The following is a 1,035-nucleotide window of genomic DNA, read 5'->3' as shown; positions in this document are numbered from 1 at the left end:
ACGCCGAACCACACGAGCGCGACCAGCGCCGCGACGACCAGCAGGATCACGGCGACCCGCACGCTGATCGCCGCGGCCAGCGCGGCCGACGCGCCGAACAGGATGCCCGGTGCGACGTGCACGGGCGCCCAGATGAGCGCCGAGATGACGTTGACCGGATAGAACGACCGGCGCGGCAGCGTCGCGCAGCCGACGACGACCGGCACGACCGCGCGCACCGGCGCAAGAAAGCGTGCGAGCACGATGCTCTTCATGCCATGGCGCAGCACGAACTCCTCGCCGCGCGCATAGGCGGCCGCATAGCCGAAGCGCGCCCACGCATTGCGGATCACGCCGCGATAGTGCCGCCCGAGTTCGTAGCTGATCCCGTCGCCGATCACGGCGCCGACCGCCGCGACGCCGATGGTCGTCCAGCCGTCGAGCGCGCCCGCGCCGATCAGCGCACCGGCTGCGAACATCACGGCGCCGGCGGGCACGACCGTGCCGATCAGCGCGATCGCCTCGGCGCAGGCCGTCACGAACACGATCGCGAGCACGAGCAGCGGATGTGCGCCGATCGCGCCGATCCACGCGTGGATCGTGTCGCTCATCGCACGCTCCAAGGCGGGGCGCCCCGGCGTGCGAACACCGGGCCGGCGATGGCAGGGGGAACGTTCATCGGGAGGTGCGCGCGGTCGCGCCGGCGTGACGGGTCAATCGAACTCGTGCTGCCGCGCGTCGGCCTCGAGCGGCGCGTCGTGGTAGCCGACCGTCGCGATCTCCTGCAGATAGCGCGCGAGAAACGCACCGATCGAGCCGGCGGCCTCGTACTGATGCACGTGGCGGAATTCGTGGGTCAACAGGCGGCGCGTGTCCTGCCCGCGCAGCACGTACACCGCATGGCCGAGCGTGAGCCCGATCGTCCCCGGCGCCAGGAGCCCTGTGTCGCGGGCGATCGCGGCCAGCGAAGGCACCTCGGGAAACGGCATGCGGTCGACGATCACCACGCGGATCCGCTCCGGCTGCGCGACGCCCACCGTGCGCGCGTCGTCGGCT

Annotated in this window: 1 protein-coding gene and 1 pseudogene; both read right to left on the bottom strand. The window is 72.1% G+C overall.

The window, feature by feature from the left end:
- A partial coding sequence (locus G3N99_RS40710) for a VTT domain-containing protein (protein ID WP_206125252.1) occupies positions 1-590 on the bottom strand: 590 nt, incomplete at its 3' end.
- Positions 591-692: 102 nt separating this feature from the next.
- A pseudogene (locus G3N99_RS40705) lies at positions 693-1,035 on the bottom strand (hypothetical protein); the annotation flags it as partial.

The sequence above is a fragment of the Burkholderia sp. Ac-20392 genome, from assembly GCF_017104585.1.
GTDB lineage: Bacteria > Pseudomonadota > Gammaproteobacteria > Burkholderiales > Burkholderiaceae > Burkholderia > Burkholderia lata.
Note: the sequence above shows the minus strand (reverse complement) of the source record. Positions and strands in the feature narration are given on the sequence as shown.